Source organism: Brevundimonas sp. TWP2-1 (assembly GCF_049897645.1).
Taxonomy (GTDB): domain Bacteria; phylum Pseudomonadota; class Alphaproteobacteria; order Caulobacterales; family Caulobacteraceae; genus Brevundimonas.
Map to the genome: position 1 here is coordinate 1,102,328 of NZ_JAFCWR010000002.1, position 18,109 is coordinate 1,120,436.

The 18,109-nt window shown below is 64.6% G+C and carries 14 protein-coding genes; 10 read left to right on the forward strand and 4 right to left on the reverse strand.

The window, feature by feature from the left end:
- Positions 1-337 precede the first annotated feature (337 nt).
- Genes ACP7BH_RS15815 through ACP7BH_RS15830 form a run of 4 tightly spaced genes read right to left on the reverse strand, consistent with a single transcriptional unit; the run spans position 338 to position 3,931 of the window.
- The gene (locus tag ACP7BH_RS15815) at positions 338-1,462 is read right to left on the reverse strand and encodes an ABC transporter permease (protein ID WP_425986806.1); all 1,125 of its coding nucleotides are present in this window, start codon (positions 1,460-1,462) and stop codon (positions 338-340) included.
- The gene (locus tag ACP7BH_RS15820; protein WP_292078822.1) at positions 1,462-2,388 is read right to left on the reverse strand and encodes an ABC transporter ATP-binding protein; all 927 of its coding nucleotides are present in this window, start codon (positions 2,386-2,388) and stop codon (positions 1,462-1,464) included. Before ACP7BH_RS15820 ends, ACP7BH_RS15815 begins: the two co-directional genes overlap by 1 nt.
- Positions 2,385-3,368 carry an HlyD family secretion protein gene (locus ACP7BH_RS15825; RefSeq protein WP_425986809.1) on the reverse strand — a complete coding sequence of 328 codons (984 nt, stop codon included), beginning with the start codon at positions 3,366-3,368 and terminating at the stop codon, positions 2,385-2,387. The genes ACP7BH_RS15820 and ACP7BH_RS15825 overlap by 4 nt, the downstream gene beginning before the upstream one ends.
- On the reverse strand, positions 3,365-3,931 hold the full coding sequence (locus ACP7BH_RS15830) for a TetR/AcrR family transcriptional regulator (RefSeq protein WP_425986811.1): 567 nt from the start codon (positions 3,929-3,931) through the stop codon (positions 3,365-3,367). The genes ACP7BH_RS15825 and ACP7BH_RS15830 overlap by 4 nt, the downstream gene beginning before the upstream one ends.
- A gap of 443 nt (positions 3,932-4,374) precedes the next feature.
- Here ACP7BH_RS15830 and ACP7BH_RS15835 point away from each other — a divergent pair, with 443 nt between their 5' ends.
- The 10 genes from ACP7BH_RS15835 to ACP7BH_RS15880 all read left to right on the forward strand — a co-directional run bounded on the left by ACP7BH_RS15835 (position 4,375) and on the right by ACP7BH_RS15880 (position 18,022).
- Positions 4,375-4,944: an RNA polymerase sigma factor gene (locus tag ACP7BH_RS15835; protein ID WP_425986813.1), complete on the forward strand. Its 570-nt coding sequence runs from the start codon at positions 4,375-4,377 to the stop codon at positions 4,942-4,944.
- Entirely contained in the window at positions 4,941-5,891 is a 951-nt protein-coding gene (locus ACP7BH_RS15840) for a FecR family protein (protein ID WP_425986815.1), read from the forward strand. Before ACP7BH_RS15835 ends, ACP7BH_RS15840 begins: the two co-directional genes overlap by 4 nt.
- Before the next feature lie 84 nt (positions 5,892-5,975).
- Positions 5,976-8,663, forward strand: a complete 2,688-nt coding sequence (locus ACP7BH_RS15845) for a TonB-dependent receptor domain-containing protein (protein WP_425986817.1) — start codon at positions 5,976-5,978, stop codon at positions 8,661-8,663.
- Between the two features lie 8 nt (positions 8,664-8,671).
- Positions 8,672-10,009 (forward strand): alpha/beta hydrolase family protein, encoded by a 1,338-nt coding sequence (locus tag ACP7BH_RS15850; protein WP_425986819.1) that lies wholly within the window; start codon positions 8,672-8,674, stop codon positions 10,007-10,009.
- On the forward strand, positions 10,006-11,313 hold the full coding sequence (locus ACP7BH_RS15855; RefSeq protein ID WP_426019204.1) for a glycoside hydrolase family 1 protein: 1,308 nt from the start codon (positions 10,006-10,008) through the stop codon (positions 11,311-11,313). The genes ACP7BH_RS15850 and ACP7BH_RS15855 overlap by 4 nt, the downstream gene beginning before the upstream one ends.
- Entirely contained in the window at positions 11,310-12,533 is a 1,224-nt protein-coding gene (locus ACP7BH_RS15860; RefSeq protein WP_425986823.1) for a glycoside hydrolase family 1 protein, read from the forward strand. The genes ACP7BH_RS15855 and ACP7BH_RS15860 overlap by 4 nt, the downstream gene beginning before the upstream one ends.
- Entirely contained in the window at positions 12,530-13,486 is a 957-nt protein-coding gene (locus ACP7BH_RS15865; RefSeq protein WP_425986825.1) for an alpha/beta hydrolase, read from the forward strand. The genes ACP7BH_RS15860 and ACP7BH_RS15865 overlap by 4 nt, the downstream gene beginning before the upstream one ends.
- Positions 13,487-13,623: 137 nt before the next feature.
- Complete coding sequence (locus ACP7BH_RS15870; RefSeq protein ID WP_425986827.1) at positions 13,624-14,565, forward strand: alpha/beta hydrolase; 942 nt, start codon at positions 13,624-13,626, stop codon at positions 14,563-14,565.
- Positions 14,562-15,944 (forward strand): alpha/beta hydrolase family protein, encoded by a 1,383-nt coding sequence (locus ACP7BH_RS15875; RefSeq protein WP_425986829.1) that lies wholly within the window; start codon positions 14,562-14,564, stop codon positions 15,942-15,944. The genes ACP7BH_RS15870 and ACP7BH_RS15875 overlap by 4 nt, the downstream gene beginning before the upstream one ends.
- A gap of 35 nt (positions 15,945-15,979) precedes the next feature.
- A complete protein-coding gene (locus ACP7BH_RS15880; RefSeq protein ID WP_425987087.1) occupies positions 15,980-18,022 on the forward strand; it encodes a beta-galactosidase in 2,043 nt (680 codons plus the stop codon).
- The last annotated feature ends 87 nt before the right edge of the window (positions 18,023-18,109 follow it).

Consider the following 18,109-nt stretch of genomic DNA (forward strand, 5'->3'; position numbering starts at 1 on the left):
CCCGTCTCCATAGCCCTAGTCCATCTCGTCATTGCCGTCTCAGGTGAAGACGACCGTGTCGGGCTTCGCACCCAGGATCAGCTATAAGGCCTGCGGACTCCCATTATGACCGCGGGACCAGAGGGGGGCAGGTCACATCTGCTCCCGCCAACGCTGGCTCCTCAGCCGGCGTCAACGCACGCCGATTCCGAACATGTTTACCGCCCTCCTCGCTGCTGAGGCGGAAAGACCCGAAGCCTCATCACCTTAGCAGCCGATGGACGAGGCCCGCGTCCAGGCTCAAGAGGATGCGTGAAATGACCAGCACCGTCCGATGCGGCGGGACGCCGCTCAAGACTCAATCCAGCGTCGTCCGGTATCGAAGGATGGCGAGCGCCGTGATGACCACCACGAAGGCGGCCAGGGCCATCACGCTTGGCCACGCGTCGGCGAGACCGACGCCCTTCAACAAGGCGCCGCGGACAATCCTCAGAAAATGGGTGACAGGAATTAATGACCCGAGGGCCTGGGCCCAGTCAGGCATGCCCCGGAAAGGGAAGAGAAAGCCGGAGAGCAGCATGGACGGCAAAATGTAGAAGATGGACATCTGCATGGCCTGCATCTGGGTTTGGGCGAGGGTCGACAGGAAGAACCCAAGCGCCAGAGATCCCACGATGAACAGCATGACCCCGACGATGAGGGCGTCCCAGCCCCCGACCATGGGGACGTCGAACAGCAGCCGAGCCATCACCAGGAACAGGGTCACCTGAACAATCCCCACCCCGACATAGGGGGCGAGCTTACCGATCATGACTTCGAGCGGCCGCACAGGCGTCGCCAGCAGGCTTTCCAACGTACCGCGCTCCCGCTCGCGCGCCATGGCCAGCGACGTCATCATGACCAGGGTCATCGACAGGATGACCCCCAGAAGGCCGGGAACGATGTTGAAAGCGGTTATCCCTTCCGGGTTATAGCGCCTGTGAACGATCACCTCGAACGGGGCGCCCTGGGTGGACCGGACCAGCGGGCCGGTCAGGTCGCGAGCCAACGCCTGTGCCGGAAGGCCTGCGAGCGCGGCGAGGGCGCCGCCCGTCGCCGAGGGATCGGCGGCGTCGGCCTCGATCAGAATCGCCGGATTCTCGCCCCGCACGACCCTGCGCGTGAAATCCTGGGGGATCACCACCGCGAACTGGACCTCGCCCCGCGCCAAGGCCTGGTCGAGTTCGGCCTGGCTGTTGGCCGACTGGGTGATGAGAAAATAGCCGCTGTTCGTCAGGGCGCTCAAAAATGAGCGCGAAAAGCTCCCATGATCCTGAACATAGACCGCGGTCGGCAGATTTCGGGGATCGTCGTTGATGGCATAGCCGAACAAGACCAGCTGCAGGATCGGCATGATCAGGATCATGGCGTAGGCGAGGTGGTCGCGCGTGAGCTGTATGAACTCCTTGGCCATGACGGCCCAGATTCGTGTCGCCGAAAGCATCAGCTCGATTCTCGCTGAAGGTCAGCCGTCAATTGTATGAACACGTCCTCAAGGGTCGGCCGGGTTTCCGTCCACACGATCGGCGCCTCACTCAACGGTGCGATCGCCTTTTCCAGTGCGGCGCGATCTCGGCCGGAGACGTGCAGCGTCGTTCCGAACACCGTCGCCATTTCAACGCCGACCTGGTCTCTGAGGCGTGGAACGAGCCGGCCTACATGAGGCCCCTCCGCCAAGAAGGTGGTCAATCCGGACTCATCGATGACCTGGTCGGCCGTGCCCCGAGCCAGCGTTCGACCTCCGGCGATATAGGCGATCTCGTGACACCGTTCGGCCTCGTCCATGTAGTGGGTGGACACAAGAACGGTCATGCCTTCGTCAGACAGCGCGTGGATTTCGTCCCAGAAGGTTCGCCGCGCTTCCGGATCGACGCCGGCGGTCGGCTCGTCGAGCAGGAGCAACTCGGGTTCGTGCAGGGTCGCGGCGGCCAGCGCCAGCCGTTGTTTCCATCCGCCGGAGAGCGTGCCGGCGAGCTGTCTTCGTCGCTTGACCAGTCCCAGACGCTCCAGTGCCGCCTCGACCCGAGCGGCGCGACGGTCCAGTTCGTGAACCCTGCTTGTGAACACCAGGTTCTGCTCGATGGACAGGTCGTCATAGAGCGAGAATTTCTGCGTCATATAGCCGACCCGACGTTTGATCAGCTCCGACTGGCTCATGACGTCGTAGCCAAGGACCTCGCCCTCTCCGCTGTCGGGCGTCAGCAGACCACACAGAAGACGAAGCGTGGTCGTTTTGCCCGCTCCGTTCGGGCCAAGAAATCCGCATATTCTGCCGCGTTCGACGGTGATGCCGAAGTCCTGCACGGCATGCAGCGCGCCGAACGACTTGTTGAGGCCCCGAACGTCGATCACCGGCTCTGCATGTTTCATTGTGCGCCCCGCAACCGCTCGACATCGACAGGCAAACCGGGCTGGAGCGAGCGGGGATTTTCGGGCGTCGCTTCGATCATGAAGACCAGACGATCCCGGCTGCCCTGGCTGTAAAGGATTGGCGGAGTGAACTCAGGTCGCGGGCTGATCCAGCTAATCCGGGCCCGGCGCGCCGCGCCGCAGCCATCGCAGCTGAAGCTCACCACGCCGCCGGGCCGATAGTTAATCAATTCTCGCTCGGGAACGAAGAAACGGACCTTGACCTCGGCGTCGGGCAGCAGCGCGAGGACCGGTTGATTGGCGGGGACGAATTCACCCTGGCGAAAGAATATCTCCTCGACACGCGCGTCCACAGGCGCTCGCGGCGCCAAGGTGCTCAGCCGCACTTCGGCCTCGCCCAGTCCCCCTTCGGCCTGGTATATTTGTTGTTCAGCCGCCCGCAGGGCGCCTTCCCGCGCGCCCAGCGTCGCCACCTCGCGCCGACGCCGTACGGCCGCGACCTGGGCCCTGGCCGTGTCTCTTTGCGCTCTCTCCTGATCGAGCCTGGCTGGTGCGTAAATGCCCTGACGCACCAGGGGTTCGATCCGCGCATAGCTGGCTTCCGCTTCCCGCAGCTGCGCCTGGGCGGACGCGAGTTCGGTATCGAACACGTCGAGTTCCTGCTCTCTTTGTCCCGTCCGGAGATCGTCGGCACGCGCGCGCGCCGCCTCGACCGACGCGGCCGCACCGCTCGCCTGTGCCTTCTGCACGCCCGCGTCGATCTGGAACGTCGCAGCACCAGTCCGGACGCGGTCGCCTTCGCGCACATAGAGGGTTTCGAGCGCGCCCGATGCGGGCGCAGCGAGATAAACCGGCTCGCCCTCCACATAGCCTGAAAGAGGGCGGTCTATCGTGTCTGTCCGGAGAAACCCCCAGATCAACCCGCCGATCGCGACCAGGCCAACACCGGCGGCGATCTGATAGAGCGTCCGGCGCCTCACGCCTTCATCCCCTTGAGGACGGTGTCCAGATGTTGGGCCGCCAGCGCCTCGAGCGGCAGAGGTTTGGCCCCGATGGGCTCGAAGGTTTCTCTCCAAAGCAGACCGAGCACCAAGGGGCCCAACAGGCCCATGGCGAAGAGTTCAGGATCGCCCCTTCGGACCTCGCCCGAATTCTGCCCTCGACGGACCAGACTGGCGATCAGCGCCAGAAGCGGTGTGATGACGGACTGGTGCCAGATCAGCGCCAGTTCGGGCAGATTGCGGCTTTCCGAAATGATCAGCTTGACCACGCCGCCGATACGAGGATTGGCTTGCAGCGCGCTAACAAGGACCCCGACGCCCAATCGCGCCGCTTCATCGAATGGTAAATCGCCCTCGACGCCGGTCCTGATCTTGAGCAAGCGCGGCTCTATGGCGTCCTGCACCACCGCCCTGAAGAGATCCTGCTTCGTTTCGAAATAGAGATAGAGCGCGCCCTTCGACACCCCGGCGGCCTTGGCGATGTCGTCGAGCCGGGCGCGCGCGAAACCATGCTCGGAGAACACCTCGAGCGCAGCCGCCACGATCTCTGCCGGCCGATGGGCTGCTCGGCGTCGCCATTTTGGTTGTCCCGGCGGAAGCATGACGACCCTTATTAACTGAACGGAAAGTTATTAAGGGACTTATTCGGACGGTTCAAGGACTGTTCCACCACAAAGCGTGTTCTGCCGCCCGGGCGGTGTTCTGCTGCGGCCGGAGCGAGTGCGGTCCGCGTAAGCATTGCTTTCGAGACCAGGTGAGATCCGCAGCGACCAGCGTCAGGCTGGATCGCTGTTCGTCTGCCCCCAGCCGTGGCGACCTTCACCCTGCTGGTTCGGAAAGGCGCGCCCCGTCCGATCAGCCCGGCAGCCCGCCTCCTATGGCTTAAGTTGGCCGCAACGTTCGTTCATAACTCGTGTGCGCGTTACGGCTTTGGCCGTGCGAGATGTCTACCAGTCGGGGCGGATCGGCTTCGGGGTCTCAAATCATGCGGGATGACGAACTCAATCGGTGGTTCTGTCAGGCGATACTGCCGCATGAGCCTTTGCTCATGCGCGTCATTCATCGGAGTTGGCCAAGCGCTGAGGACGTCGTCGATATCCGCCAAGATGTCTATGAACGCGTCTTGAACGCCGCCCAGCACGGCGTGCCGTCCCAACCCCGAGCCTATCTGTTGACCATCGCCCGCAATCTGATGATCAACCGAGCGCGTCGCGCCAAAATCGTATCGTTCGATCTGATATCGGACCTAGAGACTGCAGACTGGGAGGACCTGGCCGCCGAACCGCACCGTCATCTCGCGGCGCGTGAAGAACTTCGTAGAGCCCAAGAGGGACTCGAACGTCTGCCAGTGCGGTGCCGGGAAGTTGTGTGCCTGCGCAAGCTGGAAGGACTCTCGACCCGCGAGGCGGCAGAGAGGCTAGGCGTCAGTCACCATACAGTGGAGCGGCAACTGACGTTGGGAATGCGAGCTTTGACGGACTTCATGCTGGGGGGGGAAGGGCGCATTGCTCGTGGCGTCGGCCAAGGTCGCAAGACCCGGGAGACGCAGCCATGAGCCGAGCCACCGACGTGGAAGCGTGCGCAGCGACCTGGCTGGTGCGTCGCGAAGAAGAGCACTGGACTGCCAGAGACGAAGCGGAGTTGCAGCTCTGGCTGCAGGAATCCGCGGCACACCGCGCGGCCTTCTGGCGTCTCGAATATGGTTGGCGAAGGGCTGATCGGTTGGCGGCGCTCACCAGCGATGCGCGCAAGGGGGTTGATGCAGGCATAGGGACCCGTCGGGTTCGTGCAGCGTTGCTGGCCGCCTGTCTCGTGCTCGCGACCGCCCTTGGGTTCTGGGCGATACGCGAACCGGGTTCGGCGCCCGCCATGTTTACGACGGATGTCGGCGGACACAGACTGGCGGTGATGTCCGACGGGTCTCGTGTCGAGCTGAATACGGCCAGTCATTTGCGCGCGGAGATCGGTCGGAGGAGCCGGCAGGTCTGGCTTGATCAGGGCGAAGCCTATTTCGAGGTTGCCCATGACAGGGATCGGCCTTTCGTCGTTCATGCAGGCGATACACGCGTCACGGTTCTCGGCACGAAGTTCGTGGTTCGGCGAGACGAAGACAAAGTGACGGTCAGCGTCGTTGAGGGCCGAGTGAAGGTCGAGGAGGCGGGCGGCCACGCCATTGACAGGGCCTCAGTCATCACCTCAGGGGATATCGCTCTATCCCAGGGCGATTCGATGCTTTTGGCGCCGCGCTCGGAGCAGCGCGTCGAGGCTCAACTCGCCTGGCGCCAGGGGCGGATCGATTTCGATAACACCACCCTGGGGCAGGCCGCCCTCGAGTTCAATCGCTACAACCGCCGTCAGCTCATCGTCTCCGAAGACCTCTCGGACCTGCGGATCGGAGGCTCGTTCGCCGCCCAGAATCTGGATGGCTTCGTCCGGATGCTTCGTGACGCCTACGACCTGTCTGTGACCCAAACCGGCGATCGACTCACAATTTCTTCGTGACGACGTTACGGGAGTGGAAGCTCCCGACTGTCCTTCTCTGGTGACGGCGCGTCAGACGCCGCGACATCGGGTGAGGAACAGACAATGTCAAAAGGATCCAGATCGACCTGGCTGCTGGGCGCTTGCGCTACGGCGGCCCTCGTCGTGGCGTCGCAGCCTTGTCAGGCGCAGGCGCCGCGGACGGCCAGCTTCAACATCGCTGAAGGGGAGATGCGGCCGGCCATAGACACCTGGATGCGGCAATCCGGCCGCGAGGTGATCTATCGCGTCGAGGACGTCCAAGGTCTGCGCACCCGCGGCGTAAGCGGCGTGATGGACAGCGATCTGGCGCTTGAGCGGACCCTCGCGGGCTCGGGGCTCACCAGCCGCCGCGACACGTCCGGGGCACTGGCGATCATTCGCCAGAGCGATTCCCGAAGCCAGGCCGAGACCGGCTTGGTTGCAACACAGATCGAGGATGTGATCGTCACAGCGCGACGCACCGAGGAGAGGAGCCAGGATGTTCCGGTCGCGGTCTCTGCCTTCAGCCAGGAATCGCTGCGTGAGAAAGGCATACAGACGGCGACGGATCTCCAGAATTTCACGCCATCCCTGACCGTCTTGGGACATGTCAGCCGAAACCAGGAAGAGTTCACCCTCCGCGGCATGGGAGGCTCCGGCGGGTTCGGCACTGGAAGCGGCCCCGGGGTGGTGGCCTACTTCGCTGAGACTCCCAACAGCGCGAGCGGACCGGGCGTCTTCTACGACCTCCAGTCGCTGCAGGTCCTGAAGGGGCCGCAAGGCACCCTGTTCGGACGAAACTCGACCGGCGGCGCAGTTTTGATCGAGCCCCGCCGCCCGGACTACAGCGGCTTGAATGGGTACGCCGAAGGCATTGTCGGCAACTTCTCGCGGCGAAGTGGAGAAGCGGCGATCAATCTTCCGCTTATCGAGGACAGGCTGGCCGTTCGTCTTGCGGCTCGCTTCGATCAACGTGAAGGCTACGCCCGCGACGTCCTGAGCGGGCGCGAGTACCTGAACCGAGATAACTGGGGCGTTCGGCTGGGTATTCGGTTCGATCCGACGCCCTGGTTCAGCAACTACACGGTGGCCAGCTACAACGAAGTCAATGAGAACGGGGGGGGAACGGTCCTTCTGGCCGTCAATCCCGCATCGACCTTCGGGTCGCTTATGACGCCTTTTCTGGCCGCGCAGCAGTCCAGGAGCGTGCGGGAGACCGCGCTCGGCACCATCACCAAGGATGAGTTGAAGACGTTTCTGTTCCTCAATAACTCCGAGTTCCGGCTCCGCGATGGCCTGACGTTGAAGAACATCATCAGCTATGCGGGCCGGCAAGGGAACACGGCATCCGATGGCGACGCGAGCCCCTTGGCGATTTCGGATCTGGTCGGCGCGCTGCCTGGTTCTTACAACACCGACCTGCGGACGTTCACCGAGGAGGTGCAGCTGCGCTACGAGACCGACCGGTTCGATGTCCAGGTCGGCGCCTTCTATCTGAAGGAAGACACCCCTGACGACGGTCTGACCTTCCAGACGATCAATCCCCTCCAAGCCCCTCTGGGCATAGCCGCGACGACGGTCATCCTGCCGTTTTCGCCCTTCTTCTATCCTGTCCTCAGCGTACAGGATCGCGCCGAAGTCCATGGGGACAGCCGGGCGGTCTATGCCCAGACGAATGTGAACCTCACACCCAGCCTCACTGCAACGGCGGGGCTGAGGTGGACCTGGGACACCTATGGCGGCCACATCAGCTCTTATCTTCCGGCGAGCTCCTTCTCGAACTTCGTCGCCAATGCCCCGCCCGCTCTTTTGCCGACGGCGTTGCTGACCCAGGCTCTGGCGTCCGACCTGTGCGTCTATGATGCGTTTCTCGCCGTAGCGCGCGGGCAGACGCCGTCCGTCCGCTTCCCGAATTGCTCCTATCCGGGCTTCGAGGGTGAGAGCGACGGGGCGACCTGGCAACTCGGGCTCGACTGGCGCGCTGATCCGGACACCCTCGTCTATGTCGTCAGCAGGCGCGGATACAAGAGCGGCGGCACCAATCCGGTCGTGACGATCCTTTCACCGCTCGGGCAGGATGATCCGCTGTTTCCGTTCAAGCCGGAAACCGTCACAGACCTCGAACTCGGCCTGAAGAGGGATTGGTCCTGGGACAACGGCGTCAGCGCGCGGACCAACATAGCGGCCTTCTACACCTGGTACGACGACATCCAGGTCATTCAGCGCCAAGTCTTCATCGGCTCCGACATCGCCACCAACGCCCAGAAGGCTCATGTGTTGGGCGTGGAGTTCGAGGGTCTGGTGAAGTTTGGCGACCGCTTCACCTTGGGCGCTACTTATTCGTACAACTCTGCCGAATATGACGAATGGCAGACGCTGGCGACGCCGGGCTCGCCCAGTCAGGACTACAGCGGCACGCCTTTCCTCTACGTTCCCAGTTCCAAGTTCAGCCTCGACGGACGCTTGGCCCTGCCCATGCCCGTGGAACTCGGCGATCTGGGTCTGCGCGTGACCTATTCCTGGCAGGACGACCTCAAAGTGTCTCCGGATCCGCAGCCCTTCGACACGATCCCTTCCTATGCGTTGGTCAACCTGCGCCTCGAATGGGACAACGTTGGGGGGCGGCCGATCGACATCGCGCTGTACGGTACGAATGTGACCGACGAAGAATACCGCGTCACGTCAAACAACGCCTACACAACCTCGGGCCGGGTCAGCAGCATCTACGGCGAACCCGCCCAGTACGGCCTGTCCGTTCGCGCCCGTTACTAGGAGTGGAGATGACATCGGCACGTCTATTGTTGAGCGCCTGCGCTGTTGCCGCGCTGCTTTCCGCCTGCGCTTCGATCCAATCCGCCTCGCCTGACATTTCCACGCCGGTTGCGGAGCGAGCGGCCCGACTTGGAGCAACCGATCTCGTGAGCGCGCCGGGGCCGGACGGCGGTTCCATCCTGAATGGCAAGTTGAACGGTCGAGCTTTTGTGCTGGCCACGCCAGCTCAGTGGAACCGGGGCGCAGTCTTTTTCGCGCAAGGCTACGCGACACCCGGCTCCACGCCTGTCGTACCGCCGGATCCCATCACGAAGGATCCCGGAGGCGGAAGCCTGGCGCACATCTATAGCCAAGGCTATGCGGTCGCCATTTCGGCCTACGACAAGGCGGGGGTTGCAACCGAAAGCGGCGTCGCCAACACACTACGCCTGCGCGATTTCGTGAATGGACTGGGTTCGAACCGGGATTATTTCCTGGGCGGCTCGATGGGCGGCGGCGTCGTCCTGGCCGCGATAGAGACGCATCCTGACGCCTTCGACGGCGCCGTCTCCATGTGCGGCATGACGCAAGGGTGGCTGCCCCTCGTAGGACAGATGATGGAGCTGCGGGCCGCATACAACCTGCTGACCGAAGGCACGCCTTACGCCCTGCCTGGTTCTATGGACGTAACGCGATCCGGGCTGCCGACGGTTCCTCTCGCCGGCGACCCAACGGACGGCGAGGCGTTCAGAAACGCGCAGAAGATGAGGGTGATCGCTCCAGTGCTGATGTTGTTCGGGGCTGCCAAGGCAGATCCTCAGGGCCGGGAAGCGACGATCGTTCGCCGATTGGCCTCGATCATAGATGCGGAACCTGATGCGGCCGTTATCGGCGCGCCCATCTACTCGGCTGTCCTGGGCATGGACGACATCGTTGAGGTCATGGGCGGTGTCCCCGCCGGTAACCGGAATACGGTCTATGCGCCCGATGGGATGAGCCGGACGGAGGCTGAAGGATTCAACGCGCGAATCCAGAGGTTCGACGCCGATCCGGCCGCCGTGGCGTACGGGCGACGCTGGCACGAAGCGACCGGGCGGTTTTCGACTCCTCTTGTCACTGTTCACCAAGCCGTCGATTCTCTCGTTCCCTATTCTCAATCCGAAGCGTTGGGCCAGGCGGTCGCCGAGGCCGGAAACACCGGCAACCTGGTCCAGTACAGAGTTCCAGGAACGCTGTTCCCGCTACCTGGAGGACTGGAGGGCTACACCCATTGCGGCTTCTCGCCCGAACAGAATATTGCGGCCTTCGAGGCCATGAGGACGTGGGTCGAGCAAGGACGGCGCCCCCCGCCGGAGGCGGTCAGATGAGCTTGGCCATGAACCGCAGAGGTATCCTAGGCTTGGGCGCTGCAGTCGGCGCCGCTGGCCTTGCGGGGCCGGGCAGGTCGGCGGACAACGGTTTCTTGTGGGGCGCAGCGACCGCGGGACACCAGATCGAGGGCAACAATGTCAACTCCGACTTCTGGTTGTTGGAGCAGGTCGAGCCGACCGTGTTCGCCGAACCGTCTGGAGATGCCTGCGACAGCCTTCACCGCTGGAGAGAGGACGTTGCGATCGTCAAGGCTCTGGGGCTCAACTGCTACCGGTTCTCCATTGAATGGTCCCGGATCGAGCCCGCCAAGGGACAGTTCAGCCTAGCCTACATCGATCACTACGCGCGCATCGTCGATCATTGTCGCAGCCAGGGGCTGGCGCCGATCGTCACTTTCAACCACTTCACCACGCCGAGATGGTTTGCGGCCGCTGGCGGGTGGGAGAATTCCGAATCGCCGGACCTCTTCGCGCGCTTTTGCGAGCGGTCGGGTCAACGTCTCGCTGGCGGTCTAAGCCATGCCCTGACCTTCAACGAACCCAATCTGGCGCTCGGCGGGCGGTGGTCGGCCAACCCGCCTCCCCCAGCCTTCATGGCTCAGATGTCAGCCTGTATTGCGGCCGCCGGCAAGGCTAGCGGGTCGGATCGCTTTTCCCTGCTCATGGGCGATCAAGACCCTCGTCCAATGATCCCGCACGTCGTGGAGGCGCACCGTCGGGCCCGAGCCGCTCTGAAGTCGATCCGTTCCGATCTGCCGGTGGGCCTCAGCCTGGCGATACCCGACGAAGTGCCGATGGTCCCGGACAGCGCGCTCGAACGCAAACGCGCAGACGTCTATGCGCCCTTCTTCGAAGCGGTTTCCGACGACGAGTTCGTTGGTGTCCAGACCTATGGGCGGGACTACGTCGGCGCAGAGAAATCGGTGGCGCCGCCAGACGATATCCCCCGCCGCGCGAATGGTAAGGAATGGTTCCCGGCCGCCGTGGGTAACGTCGTTCGATACGTGCATGAAGCGACGGGAAAGCCGGTTCTGGTCACCGAGAACGGCATCGACGCCGAGGACGACTTGGAACGCGCGCGATTTATCCCGGAGGCCGTCGCCTCTGTCCTGGCGGCCCGCGCTGAAGGCGTCCCGGTTCTCGGCTATATTCACTGGTCTCTTCTCGACAATTTTGAGTGGCTTTCCGGCTACGGTCCCAAATACGGACTCGTGTCGGTTGACAGCCAGACGTTTCGCCGCAGTCCCAAGCCCAGCGCTGAGGTTCTGGGGCGTATCGCGCGGACGGGGATGACACCGTGAACACCCCGCCCCCATTTCTATGGGGCGCGGCGACCGCCGGACATCAGGTCGAGGGCAACAATGTCAACGCGGACATCTGGCTTCTGGAGCAGGTGAGAGGCACCACGTTCGCTGAGCCTTCAGGCGATGCCTGCGACAGCCTGAACCGGACGGAGGACGATCTGGCGTTGATCGCGGGAATGGGGCTGAACGCCTACCGCTTCTCCACCGAATGGTCGCGGATCGAACCAGAGCCGGGACAATTCAGTCTGGCCTGGCTGGATTATTACGCAAAGAAAGCCCGGCGTTGCCGAGATCTGGGCATCGCGCCCGTCGTGACGCTGAGCCATTTCACGTCGCCCCGCTGGTTCGCCGCCCGGGGCGGCTGGGAAAACCCTCAGGCCCCGGGCCTGTTCGAGCGTTTCGCCGCCCGTGTCGCCAAGGCGCTATCAGACACCGTTGGCCATGTGATCACCTTCAACGAGCCCAATCTGCCGCTGATGGGCCGCTGGACCCCGACGCCTATATCGGATCCGGTTCGAGACGGGCTCGACGCCATGCTGGCCCAGGCCGCACGGGAGAGCGGGTCCGATCATTATTCGGTCTGGGTCTATTCGCGAGGAGAAGATGAGGCGCTAGGCCGTCTTCTTGACGGCCATCGGCGGGCGCGCGGGGCCTGGAAGGGCGCCTCGCCCGAGGCGAGCGTCGGCCTGAGCCTCGCCGTGCCAGATGTTCAGCCCATCGGCGACGAAAGCGGCGTCACCGCCTATCGCCGCTTCGCCGAAGCGCCGTTCTGGGACGCGGTCCGGGAAGACGACTTCGTGGGCGTGCAGACCTACGGAAGGCTGAGGATGGCGGCCGACCGCGTCCTGCCTCCGGAGCCGAATGCCGAGCGCACGCAAAGCGGTGACGAATACTATCCACAGGCCCTGGGCTCCGCCGTCCGCCACGTTCACGCCGTGACCGGGCGCCCCATCTTCGTCACTGAGAACGGTCTGGCGGCAGCGGATGACGAACAGCGACAGCGCTATATCGCCTCGGCCCTGGACAGCCTGGACGAGGTGCGTCGAACGGGAACGCCGGTGATCGGCTATCTGCATTGGTCTCTGCTGGACAATTTCGAATGGCGGCGCGGATACGGCCAGCAGTTTGGTCTGGCGGCGGTGGACCGCGGGACGTTCAGGCGTACGCCCAAGGCCAGCGCCGGACTTTACGCCAATCTCGTGGCGGCGCGGCGATGACCGGCGCACTGTTCGCGACGCTTCTGGTCCTGGCCGGTCAGAGCCATCCCGTCGCCCCTCAGGCCGCCTCCGGCGTGATTTCGAGAGCAGCCCAGGCAGGGCTTGACGAGGATGCGGCCCGATCACCGGCGGGTCCGACGATGGCGGATCGGCGGGGCCGGGCTGAGGCCATCCAACAGGAGATGGGCCGCGATCGTATGGCGCGCGACGGGGTGACGATGGAGGAGACCGCCATCGCCAATGTCCCGGTTCGAGTCTTCGAGCCGGGGGCCGGCGCGAGACCGGGCGTCATACTGCTGAACCTGCACGGGGGCGGATTCATCGTCGACGCCGGCTCAATGACCGAGACCGCCCCCCTCGCGGCGCTGACGCAGCGCCAAGTCATAGCCATCCGCTATCGCCTGGCGCCAGAGCATCCATTCCCGGCGGCCGTCGAGGACGCATTGAGCGTCTATCGCGCGCTTCGATCGACCCGGCCGGACGCCCGCATCGTTCTGTTTGGGACCTCGGCAGGGGCGACCCTCGCGGTTGAACTCATCGCCCGGCTTCGGCGCGATGGGGAGCCGCTGCCAGCCGCGCTGGGCTTTTTTTCCGGCACGGCCGACCTAGCCTCCGGCGGCGACAGCCTGGACCTGTTCGGAGACCCGGCTGCCGCCTCCGCAGTCCTGGGCGCCTATCTGGGAGCAGGATCGCCTCAGGATGTCGCAGCCTCGCCCGCACGCGGCGATCTCACGGATTGGCCGCCGACCCTTTGCATCTCCAGCAGCCGTGACCTTTTGCTCAGTTCGACAGCCGCCTTTTGTCGCGGACTGGACGAGGCGGGCGTCGCGGCCAACCTGATCGTCTTCGACGGTCTGCCTCACGCCTTCTGGAGCTACATCGACGCGCCTGAAACCGACGCGGCCTTTCGCGCGATGGCGCGCCATTTGTCCCCGACTGAGCCCTGGAAATGACCCCTGCAAATTGTTGTGTCGCCGTTGTCATATCCAGCCTGGCGCTCATGGCCTCTGGCTCAGCGTCGTCGGCCCAGACTCCCGGCTTGATGTCCTGGCTCCCTCCTTCCAATCAGCTCAGTCCTGAAGCGCGATCCGTGCTGGATCGGATGGACGCGGCCAAGGCTCCCGAGTTCAATGGCGACCTTGTACGCCAGCGGGCCTTCTATCAGCAGTTCAACGACGATCGGCTCGTGGAAATGCGGCGGGTGTTCAGGACCCGTGAACGGCATGAGACGCTGAATGCCGTCCATGTGCAGGTGGTCGAGCCCGCTGACGGCGTGTCGGCCCGCAATCGCGACCGCGTCCTGATCAACGTCCACGGCGGGGCCTTCATGTGGGGCGCGGGCAGCGGAGCCCTGGTGGAGGCCATTCCGATCGCCGCGACCATGGGCGTCTCCGTGGTGACGGTGGATTACCGCCTGGCCCCAGAGAACCGCTATCCCGCCGCGTCCGAGGATGTGACGGCGGTCTATCGCGCCCTGCTGGAACGATATCCGGCAGCCAACATAGGCATCTTCGGCTGCTCGGCGGGCGGCGTGATCACAGCCCAGGCCGTAACCTGGATTCGCCGAGAGGGTCTGCCCCGACCGGGCGCTATCGGCACCCTGTGCGGCACCGGCGCGCCCTATTCCGGCGACAGCCCATACCTCGCCGGCGTCGTGCCGGTCGGACCGGGGGTCAAGGCGCCGCCCCTGCCCGGACTCCTGCCGACCGCCTATATGGAAGGCGTCGGAGCCGACGATGCGCGAGCCTATCCGCTGACTTCGGATGCGGAAACGGTTTTCATGCCGCCGACCCTCCTGCTGGCGGGCGGCCGGGACTTCGCCGTCAGCGCGCTCAGCCTGGCCCACCGTCGCCTCGCCCGCGCGGGCGTCGACAGCGAACTTCATCTGTTCGACGGATTGCCGCACGCCTTCTTCGTGTGGCCTGACATGCCTGAGTCACTGGAGGCCTACGCGCTGATCGCCGGCTTCTTCGACAGCAGGCTCGGTCTCACCCCTTCGTCTTCGATCCCAACCCCCCGGAGCCCCTCATGACCTCTCGCTTCAAATCCTGCCTGCTCGCGGGACTGATCCCGTTCATCCTCGTCGCGGGCGGTCAGCCTTCTCTGGCCGGGGCCCAGGTCGCCCCGGCGGCCGTCGAAGCGGCCAGCGCGGGCCTGACGCCGGGGCAACAGGCGATCGCGGACCGGGCGGCGGCCTTGGGCGCCACCGACATCGACGCCCGGCCCGGGCCGAACGGCGGCCTGCTGCTAGGCGGCAAGCTCTCTGGCGCCCAGTTCGCCCTGGCCTTTCCCGCGACGTGGAACGGCGATGGGCTGGTCTATGCCCACGGCTATTCCACGCCGGGGACTCCGGTGTCGGTCGCCGACAACCCCGTCGAGAAGCCCGGCGTACTGAAACTCGCTTACGACCAAGGCTTCGTGGCGGGGCACAGCGCCTATGACAAGGCCGGCCTGGGCGTCGAGACCGGCTCCGTCAACACCCTGCGTCTACGCGACCTCGTCGCGGGGCTGGGCGGACAGCGTATCTACGTCGCCGGAGACTCCATGGGCGGCGGGATCGTCGTCAACCTGCTGGAGACCCATCCCGAGGCCTTCGTCGGCGGCCTTGCACGCTGTGGAGTCGTCAACAGCTGGCGCGTTCTGCTGGACCAGTTGCTTGACATGCGCGTGGCCTACGCCTTCCTGACCCGCGGAACCCCCTACGCCTATGAGGGCGACACCGACGTGCGCCGAAGCGTGATCGCGCCGGAGCCGCCCGCCGGGCTCACCGGAGAAGCGGCGCAGTTCTACGTGTTCGGCCAGATGATGAAGGTGGCGGCTCCGCCCCTGGCGCTTTGGGCGGCTGCGCAGGCGAACCCGCAGGGGCCCGAGGCGCGGATCGTGCGTCAGGTCACGACGATCGGGGGCTTCGATTACGACGCAGCGTCCCTGGCGTATCCTCTGGTGACGGCCACCCTTGCCTCTGAGGACCTAACGGCGACCGCAGGCGGCTGGGTCTATGGAAATGAGGACCGAGACTTCTCGACGCCCGACATGACACCGCAGGAGGCCGCAGCCATAAATGCCGGCGTCCAGCGCGTGCGGGCGGCTCCGGAGGCCCTGGCCTATCTTGACCGCTGGCACACCGCAACCGGTCGCGTCCAGACCCCGTTGATCACCTTCCATAACGAGATCGACTCCCTGGTGCCCTATGCGCAGGAAGAGGCGTTCGCTCAGGCGGTCGCCCGCACTGGGAGCGAGGCCAACGTGGCGCAGTACGCTGTGCCGGCGGTCAAAGCGCCTTTGCCCGGAAGCGGCGTGGAAGGCTACACCCATTGCGGTTTCGACATGGCGCAGACCTCAGCGGCCTGGACCGCCCTGCGGACATGGGTGGAGACGGGAGCACGACCTGCGACCGACGCGGTCAGATGAACCGTCGGCAGGTTCTAGCGACGTCCGTTCTGGCGATGCTTCCGGGGCCGGCGCTGGCCGGAGCCTCTGAGCCGGCTCTGTCCTCTCCCATCGTCGGAACGTCGTGGTATCCCGAGCAATGGCCTATGGAGGCATGGGCCAGAGACCTGGACCTGATGCGCGAAGCCGGTCTGAAGGTCGTGCGGATAGGTGAGTTCGCCTGGTCCCGCATGGAACCCCGCGATGGGCGCTTCGACTTCGATTGGCTGGACAGTGCAATCGCAGCAGCGGGGTCGCGCGGATTGCAGACGGTTCTTGGCACCCCAACGGCTGCGCCACCGATATGGCTCACCGAGGCACACCCGGAGGTTCTGCGGGTGGCGGAGAACGGTGAGGTTCAGGGCCATGGAGAACGCCGCCAGTTCTCGGTCGCCAGTTCGACCTATCGACGTTATGCCGTGCGGATCGCCTCAGAGATGGGCCGACGGTATGGCCAGAACTCGAATGTCGCCGGCTGGCAGATCGACAACGAGATCGGGCTTGAGACATTCGACGCCGAGGCGAAGGTGCGATGGGCGCGATGGCTCGAAGGACTGTACAGGACCATCGACAGCCTCAACGACCGCTGGACGACGGCCTACTGGAGCCAGACGTATCAGCGGTTCGACCAGGTTCCGTTGAGCCTGGGGCGGGATCAGAACCCGGCTTTGGTGCTGGACGCCCACAGGTTCTTCAGCGGGCTGTGGGCGGACTATGTTTCTGACCAGGCCGCCGCCCTTCGGGTCTCATCCGCACCCGATCAGTTCGTTACGACCAACTCCACTCTCTGGAACAATCATTTCGACCAACATCTCGTGCACCAGACCCTCGATCATGCGGCCTGGGACCTCTATGCACCGTCGGGACGACCCGACTGGGCTGGAAACGCCCTGCACCACGCGACTGTCCGCGGCTACAAGCAGCGCGCCTTCTGGGTGATGGAAACACAGCCCGGTCATGTCAATTGGGGGCCCCTCAATCGATCGGTGGACCCCGGCGAGACGCGGCTGATGGCTTGGCAGGCGGTCGCGCGCGGCGCCGATGCGGTCCTCTACTGGCAATGGCGGAGCGCCCTGGGCGGTCAGGAGCAGTACCACGGGACCTTGGTGGGGCCCGACGGGACCCCAAACGCGGTCTTCCCGGAGGTGGCTCAGACGGCGCGCGAGTTCGCCCTGGCGTCGCCCTTCCTTCTGGGCTCGACTCCGCACGCTGAGATTGCCCTGATCTACGACCAGGACAGCCGTTGGGCGCTTGAACAGCAGCGGCATGCCGAGGACTATGATCCGACTCGCGTGATGAAGGCATGGCACCGACCCCTGTACGATCGAAACATCGACGTCGATGTGATCGGCCCTGAACAGGACCTGAACCGATATCGTCTCGTCATGGCGCCCGCCCTGCATCTGGTGGACGCCGACCTTGCCGGGCGTCTGTCAGCCTATGTCGAACAGGGGGGATGGTTGGTGCTCGGACCGCGAAGCGGCATGAAGACCGAAGACAACGCCCTCTGGCCGAACGGGCAGCCAGGCCCCCTGGCGACTTTGCTCGGCGTGGAGGTCGATGGGTTCTATGCTCTGGACGATGAACGTCCGTTGGAGGGATCCTGGTCCGCTAAGGCCAGGGTCTGGGCCGAAACGATCCGTCCAGTTGCATCCGATGTCGAGGTCCTCGCGCGCTACGCCGTCGGCGGTTGGACGCAAGGACAGCCGGCCATCGTCCAGCGACGAGTGGGACAGGGAGGGACCGTGTACGTCGGCGCGCTGCTCGATGAGACGGGGCAGGGCGGCTTGACCGACCGCATTCTTTCCTCCGCCGGACTGAAACCGGGGCTCCCCTGGGTCCCGGCGGGCGTCGAGGCGGCGATGCGCACGGGGCCCGCAGGTGTCTGCTGGTTTCTGCTCAATACGTCCAGTCAGGCGGCCGCAATCGAATTTCCGCCAGGTGCGCGCATTGCTGTGGGGAGATTGGTGGAAGGCCGCTTGGGTCCTGGAGACGTCGTCGTGGTCTGGCAGGGCGCGTCGCAGGGAGCGCAGGCGGTTCGAACATCATCACGCTTATGAACCACCGCTTGCCTGTCGCTCCGACAAGCTTACGCTCGCTGAGCGTTCCGAACGAACTGGCGTTTTCAACTCAGTCTCTCTTCCCGT

Coding starts and splice junctions, on each gene's coding strand:
- ACP7BH_RS15820 (WP_292078822.1), bottom strand. CDS start 2,388: ATGAAACATGCAGAGCCGGTGATCGACGTTCGGGGCCTCAACAAGTCG.
- ACP7BH_RS15855 (WP_426019204.1), top strand. CDS start 10,006: ATGAGCTTGGCCATGAACCGCAGAGGTATCCTAGGCTTGGGCGCTGCA.
- ACP7BH_RS15835 (WP_425986813.1), top strand. CDS start 4,375: ATGCGGGATGACGAACTCAATCGGTGGTTCTGTCAGGCGATACTGCCG.
- ACP7BH_RS15840 (WP_425986815.1), top strand. CDS start 4,941: ATGAGCCGAGCCACCGACGTGGAAGCGTGCGCAGCGACCTGGCTGGTG.
- ACP7BH_RS15865 (WP_425986825.1), top strand. CDS start 12,530: ATGACCGGCGCACTGTTCGCGACGCTTCTGGTCCTGGCCGGTCAGAGC.
- ACP7BH_RS15815 (WP_425986806.1), bottom strand. CDS start 1,462: ATGCTTTCGGCGACACGAATCTGGGCCGTCATGGCCAAGGAGTTCATA.
- ACP7BH_RS15875 (WP_425986829.1), top strand. CDS start 14,562: ATGACCTCTCGCTTCAAATCCTGCCTGCTCGCGGGACTGATCCCGTTC.
- ACP7BH_RS15845 (WP_425986817.1), top strand. CDS start 5,976: ATGTCAAAAGGATCCAGATCGACCTGGCTGCTGGGCGCTTGCGCTACG.
- ACP7BH_RS15850 (WP_425986819.1), top strand. CDS start 8,672: ATGACATCGGCACGTCTATTGTTGAGCGCCTGCGCTGTTGCCGCGCTG.
- ACP7BH_RS15880 (WP_425987087.1), top strand. CDS start 15,980: ATGCTTCCGGGGCCGGCGCTGGCCGGAGCCTCTGAGCCGGCTCTGTCC.